This window comes from Rhodococcus sp. 15-649-2-2 (genome assembly GCF_002258645.1).
In the GTDB taxonomy this organism is placed as follows: domain Bacteria; phylum Actinomycetota; class Actinomycetes; order Mycobacteriales; family Mycobacteriaceae; genus Rhodococcoides.
Map to the genome: position 1 here is coordinate 1 of NZ_NPFM01000002.1, position 15,413 is coordinate 15,413.

11 protein-coding genes are annotated in these 15,413 nt (G+C 59.8%); 5 read left to right on the forward strand and 6 right to left on the reverse strand.

Annotated features, from left to right (window positions below):
* Window positions 1-141: 141 nt before the first annotated feature.
* The 3 genes from CH305_RS00795 to CH305_RS00805 all read right to left on the reverse strand — a co-directional run bounded on the left by CH305_RS00795 (window position 142) and on the right by CH305_RS00805 (window position 4,239).
* Window positions 142-1,397, reverse strand: a protein-coding gene (locus tag CH305_RS00795; protein ID WP_094702135.1) for an IS3 family transposase whose coding sequence is annotated in 2 segments (ribosomal slippage) — window positions 142-1,124 and window positions 1,124-1,397 — 1,257 coding nt in all. Because the reading frame shifts where the segments join, the coding sequence is not laid out codon by codon here.
* 404 nt (window positions 1,398-1,801) lie between these two features.
* On the reverse strand, window positions 1,802-3,145 hold the full coding sequence (locus tag CH305_RS00800) for an MFS transporter (RefSeq protein ID WP_052047827.1): 1,344 nt from the start codon (window positions 3,143-3,145) through the stop codon (window positions 1,802-1,804).
* Window positions 3,145-4,239 carry a zinc-binding dehydrogenase gene (locus CH305_RS00805; protein ID WP_094702096.1) on the reverse strand — a complete coding sequence of 365 codons (1,095 nt, stop codon included), beginning with the start codon at window positions 4,237-4,239 and terminating at the stop codon, window positions 3,145-3,147. Before CH305_RS00805 ends, CH305_RS00800 begins: the two co-directional genes overlap by 1 nt.
* A 705-nt stretch (window positions 4,240-4,944) precedes the next feature.
* Between CH305_RS00805 and CH305_RS00810 the strand changes: the two genes are divergently transcribed.
* The gene (locus tag CH305_RS00810) at window positions 4,945-5,838 is read left to right on the forward strand and encodes an ROK family protein (protein ID WP_179278133.1); all 894 of its coding nucleotides are present in this window, start codon (window positions 4,945-4,947) and stop codon (window positions 5,836-5,838) included.
* 299 nt (window positions 5,839-6,137) lie between these two features.
* On the opposite strand, the gene CH305_RS28850 is transcribed toward CH305_RS00810, so the two are convergent.
* Window positions 6,138-6,284: a hypothetical protein gene (locus CH305_RS28850; RefSeq protein ID WP_176460805.1), complete on the reverse strand. Its 147-nt coding sequence runs from the start codon at window positions 6,282-6,284 to the stop codon at window positions 6,138-6,140.
* Window positions 6,285-6,971: 687 nt separating this feature from the next.
* Here CH305_RS28850 and CH305_RS00820 point away from each other — a divergent pair.
* Window positions 6,972-7,763: a carboxymuconolactone decarboxylase family protein gene (locus tag CH305_RS00820; protein WP_094702100.1), complete on the forward strand. Its 792-nt coding sequence runs from the start codon at window positions 6,972-6,974 to the stop codon at window positions 7,761-7,763.
* A 150-nt stretch (window positions 7,764-7,913) separates the two neighbouring features.
* Here CH305_RS00820 and CH305_RS00825 read toward each other — a convergent pair whose 3' ends face one another.
* Together CH305_RS00825 and CH305_RS00830 are read right to left on the reverse strand one after the other, a co-directional pair.
* Window positions 7,914-9,308 carry an MFS transporter gene (locus CH305_RS00825; RefSeq protein WP_052047464.1) on the reverse strand — a complete coding sequence of 465 codons (1,395 nt, stop codon included), beginning with the start codon at window positions 9,306-9,308 and terminating at the stop codon, window positions 7,914-7,916.
* Between the two features lie 119 nt (window positions 9,309-9,427).
* Window positions 9,428-11,074: a class I adenylate-forming enzyme family protein gene (locus tag CH305_RS00830; RefSeq protein ID WP_094702102.1), complete on the reverse strand. Its 1,647-nt coding sequence runs from the start codon at window positions 11,072-11,074 to the stop codon at window positions 9,428-9,430.
* A 212-nt stretch (window positions 11,075-11,286) separates the two neighbouring features.
* On the opposite strand from CH305_RS00830, the gene CH305_RS00835 reads away from it, so the two are divergent.
* The 3 genes from CH305_RS00835 to CH305_RS00845 all read left to right on the forward strand — a co-directional run bounded on the left by CH305_RS00835 (window position 11,287) and on the right by CH305_RS00845 (window position 15,411).
* Window positions 11,287-13,263 (forward strand): NAD(P)/FAD-dependent oxidoreductase, encoded by a 1,977-nt coding sequence (locus CH305_RS00835; RefSeq protein WP_094702104.1) that lies wholly within the window; start codon window positions 11,287-11,289, stop codon window positions 13,261-13,263.
* A gap of 61 nt (window positions 13,264-13,324) precedes the next feature.
* A complete protein-coding gene (gene hisD / locus CH305_RS00840; RefSeq protein WP_179278134.1) occupies window positions 13,325-14,653 on the forward strand; it encodes a histidinol dehydrogenase in 1,329 nt (442 codons plus the stop codon).
* Between the two features lie 5 nt (window positions 14,654-14,658).
* On the forward strand, window positions 14,659-15,411 hold the full coding sequence (locus tag CH305_RS00845) for an SDR family NAD(P)-dependent oxidoreductase (RefSeq protein ID WP_094702362.1): 753 nt from the start codon (window positions 14,659-14,661) through the stop codon (window positions 15,409-15,411).
* Window positions 15,412-15,413 lie beyond the last annotated feature (2 nt).

Sequence of the window (15,413 nt, forward strand, 5' to 3'; positions counted from 1 at the left end):
ACAACACCGAAAGGACAGCCCCTGACAAACCGGAAACATCAACACGGACCGGGGACTTTCACCTGGCCACCAGCGGGGACATCAACCTGGCCATTGACAATGTGCTGTGGTTGCTGAACCGTCCCGGGTTTCTTGCCGCTCCTACGCTTGCAACATCTCCGGGTGGAGTGCCGATTCTTGACTGTAGTAGACCTCCTCGAATTCGTCCGGTGTGAGGTAGTCGAGGGTGCTGTGGAGTCGGCGTTGGTTGAACCAGTCGACCCATCCCATCGTGGCGAACTCGACATCGTCGATGGTCTTCATCGGCCCGGTCAGGAATGGGCTTCTCTTCGATACCGCCTCGGTCTTGAATAACCCAATTGTGCTCTCCGCCAACGCATTGTCGTAGGCGTCTCCGACGCTTCCGATCGATGCTGCGATCCCCTCGAGCACAAGCGTTTCCGCGAACGCAATCGACGTGTATTGACTGCCGGCGTCGCTGTGATGAATGAGGCCGGGTCCGACGCGGTGTCCACCGTGATCTCGTCGCCACAGGGCCATCTTCAGTGCCGTGGTGACCATCGCTGTGTCTTTGACCGTCGAGGCGTGCCAACCGACGATCGCTCGGGAGAAGCAGTCGATGACGAACGCGACATAGACGAACCCCGCCCACGTTCTGGTGTACGTGAAGTCGGTGACCCACTTCCGATTCGGGGCCTCGGATGTGAAGTCACGGTCGAGCAGGTCAGGGGCCCGTGTGGAGTTCTTGCCGCCCTGGATCGTGGTGCGGTGCCGTTTGCCTCGGACGACGCCGGACATACCCTCGTCGCACATGAGGCGGTCGATTGTGCAGGCAGCTGCGTTGTGGCCCTTTCTGCGCAGGTGGCGGTACATCTTGCGGCGGCCGTAGAGCTCTTCCGGTTCGCCGACCGTGTCGCGGAGCGCGGCGGTGAGGTAGGCGTCGGAGATCGTGCGGGCGGACGGTGGTGCGGTCTTCCAGTTGCGGTACGTGCGTGGGGCGACCTGTACGCCGTGCTCGGTGAGCACGTGGCAGATCGACTCGACCCTGTAGTTCTGTGCACGCATCTGATCGATGAACTGGACTATCTGTGGCGGCGAGGGTCGAGCTCCCTCGCGAAGAAAATCGATGCCGACTTCAGAATCTCGTTGGCTTCCTTGAGATCTCGGTTCTCACGTTCGAGTTCCTTGATGCGCTTTTGCTCCTCGGTCGTGGCTCCGGGAGCTTGGTTGGCATCGATCTGAGCCTGGCGTGTCCAGAGGCGCAGTGACTCCGCGCCGACGCCCAGTTTCGGTCCGATCGCCTTGCAGGCGCCGTAGACGGAGTTGTACTCGTGGAGGTGGTCGAGGACCATCTTCACCGCACGCTCACGTTGCTCGGGCGGGTAACGCTTCGACATGTGCTTCATCCTTCACAAAGAACGAAGCGGCATCAAACCCGGGACGGTTCACGCTGACTGCATCGTGGGGTCGGGACTTTTTGGGCGTGTTTAGTCCGCTGGTGTACCCAGCATTTCCACGATTGACGTTGCTCGGGCCGTATCGGCGTATCGGGTGGGGATCAGCAAGCTTGGGGCGGGCTGAATCCAATGATGTTGCGCCAGTGAGAATTGCAAAAATGGTGTTATGGTCATTGATCACCGGGCAGCTCGCCCTACAGCTCCTCAGCCCGCCCTCACCAGACTGAACCTAGGAGCCGTCTGGCGAGGGCGGAGTTTGAGCAAACTATGCACCCTCTTCTGCTTACGCAGTGGTGCGCTGTTATTCGTTCAACACCTAGACGTGCGCCTGGTGCGGTTACGGTCTACTTGCTGTTTGTGTCGGCAGTGGATCGGTCGGACGAAAAGATCCTCCCGGTCGGTCCAGTCGGCTGCAGAGATGTGCGTAGGTCGGTGTTCTTGGTCTCCGGCGTCATAGCGATGCCAGCTGCACCGAGGGTGAGGATCAACAACATCGCGTAGAACGCAGGGGCAACCGGGCTGTCGAACGAGCCGACTAGGGCAGTGGCAACGAGCGGTGTGGTACCTCCGAAGATGGCAGCGGATAGGTTGAACGAGAACCCATGACCGGTGCCGCGCACTGCAGTCGGGAATAATTCTACGGCGGTGACAAAGTAACCGGAGGCAAAGATCGCGACTCCGATGGCTAAAAGGCTCTGTCCGACGATTGCACCCAACAGCGTTCCGGATGCGGCGAGCGAGAACGCCGGGTACGCGGTCACCGCTAGCCACGACGCGCCCCCGATGAGCAGTGGCTTTCGACCGATACGATCGCCCAGGGAGCCGAAGAATACTGCGATTACTGCCAAGACCAGGATTGCCGCGGCGTTGGAAAACAGAGCCGGCTTTTCGTCGAGACCACCTGTCTTCACGACGAAAGTAAACATGTAGCCGACGAGAAGGTAGGCTCCTACAGCCTGTGGAACTTGCAGAAGTATCACCCTCAGCATCGATTTCCTAGAAGCAGCTACTTCCCGAAGTGTGCTCCGCGCGTCACCTTGATTGGCAACTGCGGCAGTGTATTCCTCCGGATCATCGAGCGTGCGGCGTATCCAGAACCCTGCAACTGCGATGAGACCACCGAAGATAAACGGCACTCTCCAGCCCCAATCCAGATAAGCCTCGCTGCCCAGGGCGGCCTGGACGCCGAGGACAAACACTGCGGCGAGCGAAGTCGGGACGTAGATGAAGCACACGGCAAAACCGATCCAACGTCCGCGTTTGCCGTCAGGTGCGGATTCCACGATGAAACTGTAGCCGCCCGACGATTCGCCTCCCATCGAAAGTCCCTGCAGGAGCCTACACAAGACGAGGAGCACGGGTGCAGCGATGCCAATTGTTTCGTACGTAGGAAGCAAACCTGTGACGACCGTTCCTCCGCCCATCAGCAGAATGGTCAACGACAATATCTTCAGGCGTCCGACCCTGTCCGCCATAAAACCAAAGAGAACGCCGCCCACTGGTCGCGCAAAGAAGGCCAGTGCATAGATTGCGAAGGTTCCGAGCAAGGCGGCGGTAGGATTCTCTCGCGAGAAGAAGTGCAGCGCTAGCGCCGGTGCGGCGAGAGCGTAGATTGAGTAGTCGAAGACCTCACAGACATTGCCGATACACCCTCCGATCAAGCGGCGACGTGGATTTATTGTGTTCATTATCGGTCCCCTCCGAGAACAGTGGATTCGGCACCGACTCGTTCGGCGTCCAAATCCAGTCTGTCGAACACGAACACACCCTTTCCTGCGTTCTGCTTGTCGAATTCTTCGTAAGCTTCGACAGCCTCGCTCAGACGCCACCGATGACTGAATAATTCGTCAATTGGCAACTTCTCGCGCGCAACGAATTCGGCGCACTGTCGCTGTTGGACGATGGACATCGTCCACGACGTCATCACTGTCACTTGGGTTCGGTAGAAATCGGTCACGCGGAATCGTGCCTCGCCTGCACCCAAACCGATCAGACAGATTTTTCCCCATGGTCGCAGGGAGGCCATTCCAGCGGAGATCGCAGAGGAGTTTCCGGAGGTTTCCAGTACGAGCGGTACTCCCGCACCGTCGGTCAAGTTCCGAATCATGTCCGACGCGTTGCTTTTTGCCGGATCGACGGTGGCTACAGCACCGAACCGCTCGGCACTAATCCGGCGGGCCGGTTCTGGGTCGACGGCGATGACACGTGCACCCCTCGCTGTCGCGAGCATCGTCGCCGACAACCCCACCGGACCCTGCCCGAAGACCACCAGTGTCGATCCCCCGATGTCGCCAAGACGTTCCAGGCCACCCCACGCCGTGCCGGTGCCACATCCGATGGCCGCACCCGCCTCGAAGCTCAGCGAGTCGTGGAGAGGCACCAAGGTCGCTGCCGGAACCACAATATACGGAGCGTGCCCACCGTGCTCCTGAGTCCCGAACGCACGAAACGGAGCTTTTGTGCACATCTGCGGCCACCCGGACCTGCAGCTGTCGCACGTCGTGCAACCGATGTAGTGGTGCACCATAACGCGGTCGCCCGGCGCAGCGAGCTGGTTTCCCACTCCAGGCCCGACACTATGGACTACACCAGCAGGCTCGTGGCCTGCAATCGCTTGACCGACCCCGTCGACCCCGTCCTGGGCGGCACGGTAAACGTGAAGATCGCTTCCGCACATGCCGGACGCTCGTACGGCGACGACTACTTCGCCCGGTCCGGGCTCTCGAACCGGAAAATTGCGGATTTCCACCCTGCGGTTGCCTGTAAAGACGATGCCTTCCATGGCTTACTTCCTTCTGTCGTTTTCGGCAGCAACGGAATTCTGAGACTCAAATTGATCTCCGGCACAGCTGGTTTCGATAAATCCTGGTTGGCTGCGGGTCGATGTCCACCGGAACTTCACCATCGAAGGTGTGCTCTACGACACTAAGATGATTCAGGTGAATAAGTCAACGATTGACTAAAAGATTTTTCGACGTAAATTCAGAGTTCATTGCCGATTTGTTGCAGGCTATAACTGTTATTGGTTTCTGCGTCTTCGGCGAATCCGGTGGCCATCCGAAACGTAAGCCAACGGCAAGAGAACGCATCGCCGATACGCTCAGGCGCGTGCCCTATGGCTGTGGACTTCGAATCCGCGTCGGCCTCTCTACGACCCTGCAGCAGACGTAGCGGACAATAGGAATCCATGACAGGTTCTCCCGCACTATCCTCAGACGTCGGCCGACACAACTTGTCTCTGGTGATGGCCGCCGCCGTCGACAACGCGCCGTGCGCGCGTATGGAGCTGCGCGAGCGGACCGGCTTGGTCAGCGGGACTGTAACCACCATGGTGGAGGACTTGATTGCACGGGGATTACTGGTCGAGTCCGGCAACGTCCAAGGACGACGGGGGCGACCGCGGAGGCTGTTGATGCCTGCGCCGGAACGTGTCCGCACAGTGGCAGTCCAGCTATTTCCGAGATCGGTTTCTGGCGAAGTCCGAGACATGGCGGGTCAAGTTCTGTGGTCCGCGCGCAAAGCCCACACCACCGAACCAGGCGATGGATCGGGTTTCGTTACGGCGCTCAAGGACATGTTCGATTCTGCGATCGAACGCGCAAACCACGCCACCAATGCGTGGATCGCGAATCCCGTGGCTGTTCTGCCGGCGATCGTTGCGCACGACTCGAACATCGTGGCCGCCCTGCCATTGGGCCTACGCGCGTTCGACGTGCGAACACCGCTCCAAGAAGCTCTAGCGCAACCCCGGCGCGTCGAAGTAATTAACGAGGGGCGCCTGAGCGCCCTGGCCGAATACGCCACGTACCCGAGCGATACTCGGCCTCGCGCGATGGCTTATATCAGCGCACAACGCGAGGGAGTGGGCGGGGCCTTGGTGATCGAAGGCAATATCTACGGCGGGTCGCATGGACTGGCTGGACTCGTCGGACATGTGGGCGTCGACATGGCGGGTCCGCAGTGCAGCTGTGGGGCCCGAGGATGCCTAGGGTTATATCTCAGCCTCCACGCGCTCCTGGAACGCGCAGGCCTCGACAGTTCGCTCTCTGTTACGGAGCTGATCGATTTGTTGGAGGCCAACAACGCCGACGCGCATGCTGCGTTGGATCGTGGAGGCGAGGCGCTCGCATCTGCAGTCGGAACAATGAGCAACTACACCGATGTCGACGTCGTCGTACTCGGCGGCATCCTCCCTGCGTTGTTTCCATGGTTGGAGCCGTACCTCAACGGCCTCATCCGCTCACGATCCGAAAGGGTGCCACACTTCAATCCCCAGATCACCCTAGCCACCTACGGACTGGAATCGCCACTGACTGGCGCCTGGCATCACGCGCGCAGAACAGTGCTGGACAACCCGACCATCGTTCCATACCTATCGTGAGACCGGTATCGAGAATCCAGGGGGTAGAGCAAGCTCGCCCGCCGTCCTAGGGTGGCCCCCTCCATCGCGGCAGCCCATTCGCGACAAACTTGAGACGGACGCTGACCGATCCCAGTCCCATCGACATGGAATCGCAGAGTCGGACCAGTTGCTGTTCTGATGACAGCCTGAGCGCCTCGTCACAGAAATACACATCTCCAATCCGTTGTACGACTTCCGTCGCACCTGAGGCACACTGCGGGCTTGTCGGTGAACAAGAAGAAGGTTCACCCGCTCTGGAACGAGGAGAATCCGCAGGTTCAGATCTGCCATCCACGCAGACGCACCGGCATCAACTCCTGCCCGCAGATCGAAGCCGATAGACCGAAACCGGCGTGCGCTATGAACTTCCAGTTCGATTCGACTGTTGATGGTAAGGCGATCAAGATCGCGTCGATGATCGCCACGCACTTCCGCAATCCGTGTTGACCATTGTGGGGCGGTCGACGCGAAACGACTGACCGGCGAGCTCGACAAGCCATCCGCGCTGTGGGGCGGTCCGCCGCTGATGCGTGGAGCGGACAACGGTACGGAGTCTATTTCGCATGTGCTGCAACAGTTCTGCCGAGATGATGTCGACATCTCCTACATCCTTCCCTGGATGCGTCGAAAAAACTACCCACCGAGTCTGGAGGCACCTGCCTCTGAGGGATCAACAACCAACTACCGAAGAGTGCCTGAATCGCAATCACTTGACGAATCTGCTCAACGCGAGGGTGGTGATCGAGGACCTCGGAGACGACCGCCACCATCGACACGGTCGCTCAGATACTCGCGACGGCGGAATACGCTGCCCAATGCACCCACCGCCACCAACCGATCGAGGGGTTGGGAGATGGACTGAAATCAACCAGCCCGGGGTTCAAGAACGCGGTGGTCCGACTATCCGGGATCTGCCAAGCCTCAAACCTGGTCGCCAGGATTCCAGCAGTTCAGGTGTCCCGGCAGTACACCCCTCGCCAGTGACTCCCAGCCGGGCGAATTGTCTGGTTTCGTGAAGGACGAGCCCGACAAATTCGAGCCTTCCAACACCCTGGAAACTTCGTCGCTGGAAACAACCACCAGCTCGAGTAGTACGGAAGAAGTTGATCACCATGAACAGGTTCAAACTGTGGGTCCTCGCCGCAATAATCACCACAATGTCACTTTTGACTGCATGCAGCCAGACAGGCGGCGAATCACAAAACGGTTCCGAGGGAACCTCCTCCGAGGGGACAATCGATACAGCTGCGCCTGCCCTTGCCGACTACAACACGGACATAATTGAGAATAACCTCTGGCAACGCACGGAGCTCGCGGCGCGCGACCGTAGTCTGATAACGGTAGCGGCGATGGTCACGAAAAATCAAAGTGGTGAGTTGCCTGACGAGATCGCGAGAGCGATGGACAACGGCTTGGAACCGGCTTCGATATCAGAGACAATTACCCATCTTGCGTTCTACAGCTCCTGGCCGAATGGTCTTGCAGCAGCTCGCGTGGCCGGACCCGTGTTCGAGCAACGCGGAGTCGAAGCCGCAGATCTGCCTGGCGGCGATGTGACCTTACTCGAGCAGGATCAAGTGGCAGAAGCGCAACGAGCCGCGGGCGTCCAGCGTGATTATGGTCAAACAGCCCCCGGCGTGGTCGAATTCACGACGGACACTCTCTTCGGGGACTTATGGCTCCGACCGGATCTCACGCCACGAGACCGTAGCGTGGTGACTGTCGCGTCACTCGTGGCGGCCGGCCAGACAGCTCAGATTCCGTTTCACCTAGGCCGCGCCTTGGACAACGGTCTCACACCAGCTCAAGCGTCGGAAACACTCACCCACCTAGCGTTCTACGCCGGGTGGCCGAATGTGTTCTCTGCGATGCCCATCTTTCGAGATGTACTGGCTGCCCGCTAAAGACGACGCGGGACCCCATTCGTCAACGGCACAGCTCTATACAATTCACCGCCGTGGGCGGATAGGGTCTCCTGTCGAATGCTCGGCCAAGCAGTGGAACGATCCGAAAGGGCCAGGCGTCGCATCAATGAGACTGGTACGTGAACCGACTTAACGTCGATACTGATTAGATGCAGCAGTGAAGTTGGGCTTCGTGTTCCCTGCACCGTCGGACACAGAATCGACGACAGATCGGGAGGTGGCGGTGGCGAGAGCAACGTCTTTGGTCTCCGGCGTGTACCGCAGGACAATCATGCCGACGACTCCCGCGACGACCACCATTGCAGCAGGAGCAGACGGACTTACCGCGTCTATCAGGCTGCCAGCAATTATCGGTGTGAAGCCTCCGAACACTACTGTACCCATTCCGTAGGACAACCCATGCCCTGAGTACCTGCTCGACGTCCGGAAGAGTTCGAGCATCGTCACGATCGACCCGGAAACGAACAGGGACGTAGCAGAGGCGAGCAGCAAGCTGCCGCCGAACGCACCCCAGAACGTGGCGGTATTGACCAAGAACATCGCAGGGAACGCAATAACCGTCATGTAAGCCGCGCCTGCCCACATCAACGGCTTTCGGCCGACACGATCTGCCACCCGCCCCAAGACTGGAACCAGAATCGCAATGGAGGCCCCTGCGAGCGTGTTGGCCAGCAAGGCCGTGTTCGGATTCATGCCAAGGTTCGAGACCATATGGGTGTAGAGGTACGTGATCCCGAGGTAGTACGCGATCAGCGTGGGCGCAAGGAGCAGGAACACCCGCAGCAGGGCGGGCCATTCCTCGACAACTGCAGTCTTGAGCGGGTTCTTGCTCGCAGCTACGCGTTCCTTCTTAGCCTTGACGAACTCCTGAGGATCACTGAGTTGCAAGCGGATCCAGAGACCACCACAAGCCAGAAGTGCACCGAGGAAGAACGGTAGACGCCAACCCCAGTCGGTGTACGCGTCGTCACCGATCGCTCCACGCAAGCCGATGATCCCGAAGCCGAGCACCAGGCTCGGCAGAATGGTCACGGCGTAGATAATGCCAATCCATGATGCTCGCTTGTCCGACGGTGCCGATTCCAGTACGAAACTCAGTGCCCCGGAATGCTCTCCGCCAGTGGAAAATCCCTGGATCAACCGGAAGATCAAGAGAAGGACGGGGGCGGCAATTCCGATACTGGCATATGTCGGCAACAATCCAATTGCTCCGGTTGCCAAGCCCATCAACAAGATAACTGATGCCATGACGCGAATACGACCGTATTTATCGCCGAGATACCCGAACACGACTCCTCCCAATGGGCGGGCAATGAAGCCGACCGCGAAGATCGCGAGCGTCCCCAGCACTGCCGCAGAGGGATTGGACTTCGGAAAGAACAGCAGTGCGAGCGTCGGTGCTGTCACTGCGTAGGTCACGAAGTCGAACCATTCCACGAAAGTTCCGACTGCTCCGCCGAAGAGACGACGTCGGGCCGTGGGTTCTTCGATCAAAGCGACTGCGGGCGTAGATTCCTGAATCATGCAAATTCCTCGGTTCAGAGAAGCGCCGGGCAACTGCCGCAGCGGGGGAATTGATTCGTGGGACCTTCGATGCGATCATCACTAGCGTTGCCGACCGTGACAGGCGACACATTCGTTGATCACGAACTGGTTGCGGCCACCTCACGGAGGGCCCTCTTGTTCATCTTCGTGGCCGACCTCGGCCACTCTTCGGCGCTCAGAAAGAGCACCTGACGTGGGACTTTGAAGCTCGCAATCTGTCCCCTGCAGTAGGCAATGATGTCGTCGGCACTTGCAGTGGCACCTTCGCGCAATTCGACGAACGCGACGGGCACCTCGTCGAGTCGGCGGTCGCGCTTCGCGACTACCTGCGCAAGTACGACATCGGGGTGCGTACACAGATATGACTCGACCTCGATGGCGGGGACGTTCTCACCACCCACCTTGATCATGTCCTTCAGCCGGCCCTCGTAGCGAAGATGCCCACTACTCAACGTGCGAAACAGATCTCCGGTGTGCAGCCAACCTTCCTCGTCGATTGCGGCGGCGGTCTGCTCCGGGTCTCGGTAGTAGCGGGTCATCATTGCGTAGCCCTTCACGTAAAGCTCACCCAGCCCGCCGAGCGGCACAATATCCAACGTCACCGGGTCTACGATCTTGACCTCTACCCCATGTACAGGCATCCCGGAGGTGATCGCCCTCAATTCGACGTCGTCTGTAGGCTTGGACAACGAAAAGTGACCTGCCATCTCGGACATTCCAGATCCGTTGATGAGCAATGCTTTCGGGAAGCGTGATTGGACGAAGCGCATCTCGTCGGCACTGCCGACCGTGATCAACGACGTCGCATCCTCCAAGTCGACTTCCCGGAAGCCCTCTGCGTCCATCAACGTATCGAACGCCGACTGGAACATCGGCCACAGCGAGGTCGGACGCCACGTGCGCACCATGTCGAGCGCCCGCCCACCGTCGAGATACACGTCGGTCAGATACGTCGATCCCATTGCTACACAGGCAATCAGGCCTTGCAGTGCCGCGATATGAAACAGCGGTGCCGGTGACCAGAACACCCTGTTCTCACGCGGCTCAGGGAATGGGACGGCCTGCGCCGTGCGTCCGATGGGCCCTCGTGTCACGGCCTCATGCGACAACACGCAACCCTTGGGTGAAGCAGTGGTTCCCGAGGTGTAAATGATCACGGCGTCGTCGCGCAGTCGCACCCGTTGTCTTCGCACCTCGATGTCGGCCTTGGTCACCGAGCGAGCAAGTTCGTCCACCGCCGATGCACCGACGATCCCGGGTCCCCCTTCACCCTTCAACATAACGATTTTTCGAAGGTGTGGTGCTTCGTGGAGCGCCAGGCCCAACGAGTCGCTCGTCGCCACTCCTGGAAAAGCTGCAGTCAGTTCCGTTCGGAAGTCCGTGCGGGGTGCGAGTGCGTCCGTGGTGAGCACGACCGAAATCTCGGAATGGGCAATGATGTAACTCAGTTCGCGACTGCGAAGACGTGGGTTGAGCGGCACGAGTACTGCGCCTGCGAGCGCCGTACCGAACGCGGTCTCGACGAATTCGCGTGAGTTGGGCGCAAGCACGCCGACCTTGTCACCGGCCCGCAGCCCGAGGGCGATGAGCAGGCGGCCGATACGGACCGCGCCGGCCGTCATCTCCCGGTACGACAGAGTCTCGTTCGGCAGTACAAACGCGGGATGATCGGGAAAACGTTCGCCGGAACGGATGAGCACATCGCCGAGGGGCATGCATTCGCTGAACACGGACTGGTTGTACATGGACCTGATCCTTGCATTCGTAGATCGTCCCAAGTCGATTCTTTTTGGAGACGGGGCTTTACGGGCCGAGTCCGAATACTAGGCCGGTCCCGCACCGTCGTCAACGCTCCCGTTAACAGTCTATTGCTTTAACGAAATGGTTTTCAACGCATGTGTTGACGAGTTGTTAACGATCATGTTGACTGAGTGAGAAATCTCGATACGGAGGAACGATGACCAATACGACGACCAAGGTGCATCACAAGACCGACTCGCACGGCGCACCTGCTTTGACAGAAGAGGAGGTTCGCGAGGCGGTCGAAGGAGCCTCGGTGCCGGTGCTGCTGATGGTCCTCTACCAGGTGACCGGAGACGAGTCCTGGATCGGACCGCGATTCGCTCCCAGTCATTTCCGCGGAGTATCACCTCGCCCGACCGGCGATATTGCCGAGGCCGATCAACGCGTCGTCCGCGACGCAGCCGTCGACGCGATCGCGTCTTTGCTAGCGCACCGACGCCCGGTGCTGGATCTGCACAACGTTCGCGACATGGAGAAGGCCGCGAGCTTTTTCCTCGGTGAACCGATCGACCGGCGATACGCAGCGATTCTGACCGAGGAACTCCGTCGGCGCTCCGCCGACAGCGGCGACCTGGACGAATTGCCGGACGTCACCCCTCCTGCGGGGGCGTGCGCCATCGTCATCGGAATGGGGATCTCCGGGCTTGCCGCCATCCACTTACTGCAGCAACTCGGTATCGAGTTCACCGTGTTCGAGCGGGGTGCCGATGCCGGCGGCGTGTGGCATCAGAACCGCTACCCCGGCGCGGGTGTCGACACACCGAGCCACCTCTACTCGTTCTCGTTCGATTACCGAGACTGGGATAGACATTTCGAGCTCCGGGACGAGCTATACGAATACTTCAACGGCGTGCTCGACTCGTTGGATGCCCGTACCGGGGTCTCGTTCGAGACCGAGGTCGTGAGCGCCGTATACGACGACAACACCGCACTATGGACCGTCACCACCCGAAACCGAGACGGTGATCTGGACACCCATGTCGCGAACATGGTCATCAGTGGGGTGGGTTCGCTGAACCAGCCGAAACTACCGTCGATCGCGGGGCGAGAGAAGTTCGAGGGGCTTCAATTCCACTCGAACAGATGGCCGGATGGCCTTGATCTCACCGGCAAACGTGTAGCGATCGTCGGGGCAGGCGCGAGCAGCCAACAGATCTCACCATCGATCGCTCCGATCGTCGAACATCTGGCCATCGTGCAACGGTCACCGCAGTGGGTTGCACCCTTCGACCAGTTCCGCGAGGAAGTGCCTGCTGCCGAACGCACACTCCTGCAACATCTCCCGCTCTACAGGGCGTGGAACTGGATCGGGCTCTTCTATCAGCACGGTGACAAGATCATCGACGCACTCAGGGTGGATCCGTCATGGCCGCACCCCGAACGGTCGGTGAACCTGAGAAACGACCGACAGCGCGAATTCCTGACGGGATACATCGAGTCCGCCTTGGAAGGACGACCCGATTTGATCGAAAAAGCCGTCCCCGATTATCCGCCCTTCGGCAAGCGAATGCTCCTCGACAATGGGTGGTATCGAACTCTCAAGCGCGAGAACGTCGATCTTTTCGCGAGCGGCGTCTCGGATGTGACGCGGTCCGGACTCACATTGTCCACGGGTGAACAGCTCGACGTCGATGTCGTCATCTGGGCAACAGGATTCGAGGCTGCACGGTTCTTGAGTTCACTCGAGGTACGCGGCGAGGGAGGGCTCGACCTCAGCAAGGCCTGGGACGACGACGACCCCCGCGCCTACCTCGGCGTTTCCATTCCGCATTTCCCCAATTTCTTCATGCTCGGTGGACCGCATTCGCTACCGGGTAGCGGAAGCTTCATGTACTTCATGGAGCTTCAAGCTCGGTACCTCCGTGACCTTCTCGCCGAAATGTTCCGCAAGAACATCACTGCTATCAGCGCTACCGAAGACTCTACGAACCGATACAACGAACTCGTCGATACGATGCACTCCAAGACGGTGTGGACCCATCCGGGATTTGCGACTTACTACCGCAATTCCAAGGGCCGAGTCATTTTCGTCATGCCCTTCCTGAACGTCGAATACTGGGAGATGGTCAGACGCCCCGACCTCGGGGACTTCGACATCCTCGAAGACGCAGCGGTTCAGCAGGCACGGTAGCGCGGTCACCGTCGCATCGGATATTTCCCGAACCCACCAGCACCACAGAAAGGCGGCAATCATGCCCGACACACTTCATCTGAAGACACCCGCAAAGGTCGACACCGCGACCACCGGTGACCCCTCGGTCGCGGACACCGTATCCACGGTCATCGCCGACATCCGCGACCGCGGTGACGCTGCGGTCCGCGCATATTCCGAGAAATTCGACAGGTGGAGCCCGGAAAGCTTCAGACTGAGCGCAGAGAGGATCGACGAGATCATCTCGACAGTTCCTGCCGAGGTCATCGCCGACATCGAGACCGTTCAGCGTAACGTCCGAGTTTTCGCTCAGCATCAGCGCGATTCCTTGCACGACTTCGAGGTCGAGACCTCGCCGGGTGTCCATCTGGGACAACGCAATCTGCCGGTGTCCGCGGCCGGAGCATATGCACCGGGCGGTAGATACCCGTTGGTCGCTTCTGCGCACATGACTACCGTGACGGCGAAGGTCGCAGGCGTTCCACACGTCACGGCGTGCACCCCACCGATCCGAGGCGAAGTCCCTGCAGCAACCGTTGCCGCGTTCCATCTCGCAGGTGCGGATGACATCTACCTACTCGGTGGCGTGCAGGCGGTTGCTGCAATGGCACTCGGCACCGAAAGCATTCGGAAAGTCGACATGCTCGCCGGCCCCGGCAACGCCTTCGTTGCCGAGGCTAAACGCCAAATGTTCGGCCAGGTGGGAATCGACTTGTTCGCCGGGCCGACCGAGGTCTTGATCGTCGCCGACTCGAATGCGGACCCGTTCATTGTCGCAGTGGACCTTCTCAGTCAGGCCGAGCACGGCCCGGATTCGCCTGCCGTTTTGATCACAGATTCCGAAGCCCTCGCTCGCAGCGTTATCGAGCACATCGACGCGATCCTGCCGGACATGCCTACACGCGACTTCGCAGGTGTTGCATGGCGGGACCACGGACAGGTGATCGTCACCGCCGACATCGAAGCCGCTTACGCCCTCGCGGACACATTTGCGTCCGAGCATGTGCAGATCTTGACCGACACGCCGCGTCGAGCACTGGAATCGATGAGCAATTACGGTGCACTCTTCCTCGGCGAGAAGACATGTGTTTCATACGGAGACAAAGTGATCGGGACCAATCACACCTTGCCCACGCGCGGTGCAGCGCGTTACACGGGAGGGCTGTGGGTAGGAAAGTACCTAAAGACCGTGACCTATCAGGAGATCACCTCGGAGTCAGCGAGCACCGAACTCGGAACCCTCTGCGGAAGAGCTGCGCGGGTGGAGTACTTCGAGGGCCACGCCCGCTCGGGTGATGTGCGTGCAGCGAAGTACGGCGGCGCACCGCTGCCGTGGGCTCCAGCCACGCTCTCGGTCCGGCCGCGGTAGACACTGTGCTCACGTTCTCACTTTCAGGAAAGACTGCTCTGGTCACCGGAGCGAACAGGGGTCTGGGAAAGGCCATCGCAGGAGCGCTCACCGAACTCGGTGCGACGGTCTACGGGACATCGAGAACCGATGCCGGTGTTCGGAAAATCGAATCCGACCTCGGCACAGAGGGTTTCGTTCTCGACCTGGAGGACGTGCGCTCGATTGCGCCCTTCGTCGAGCGTTTCGGTGCACGTCTGCGCGGCACCTCCCTCGACATTCTGGTCAACAACGCGGGGGTCAATCACCCCGCACGGGCACTTGATGTGACGATCGAGCAGTGGAATTCCATTGTCGACACCAATCTGCGAGGTACGTTCTTCCTCACCCGAGCCGTCGCACAGCAATGGGTATCGGCCGGTACCTCTGGTGCTATTGTCAATATCGGGTCTCAAGCAGGCGCAGTGGGGATCGAGGAACGTGCGGTGTACTGCGCGACCAAGGGTGGCCTCGACCAACTCACGAAAGTTCTCGCAATCGAGTGGGCCCCACACAGCATCCGAGTCAACACCGTTGCCCCCACTTTCGTACGGACCGAGTTCACCGCTGACACCCTGTCGCGACCCGGGTGGGGCGAAACTTTACTCGCTCGGATCCCGTTGGGGCGCTTCGGGGAACCCGAGGATATCGTCGGTGCCGTCGCCTTTCTGGCCGGGGACGCAGCCGGTCTTATAACCGGCCATACTCTGCTGGTCGACGGCGGTTACACCGCATGGTGAAA